This window comes from Monashia sp. HAY1-5C, assembly GCF_056755255.1.
In genome coordinates, this window is sequence record NZ_JBPGXG010000847.1 from 1 (window position 1) to 231 (window position 231).

Below are 231 nucleotides of genomic sequence, written 5' to 3' on the forward strand. Positions count from 1 at the left end.
CCTAGATGTAGCTCCGTCTCGTGGGCTCGGAGATGTGTATAAGAGACAGGGCTGCGGGTGACGCTGCTCGTGCCGAGACGCGTCACCTACCAGCTCGGCCTCTTCGCCGACCCGGCGCACGGCGGCGAGGGGGACATCCGGGCGCTGGGCCTGTCTCTTATACACATCTCCGAGCCCACGAGACGGAGCTACATCTAGTGTGCCGTCTTCTGCTTGGAAAAGAGGGGGGGG

General features: G+C 64.1%; 1 protein-coding gene. It reads left to right on the plus strand.

Annotation, left to right across the window (positions count from 1 at the left end):
* The first annotated feature begins 57 nt into the window (after nt 1-57).
* Complete coding sequence (locus tag ACR9ZK_RS23730; RefSeq protein WP_481344359.1) at nt 58-198, plus strand: hypothetical protein; 141 nt, start codon at nt 58-60, stop codon at nt 196-198.
* Nucleotides 199-231 lie beyond the last annotated feature (33 nt).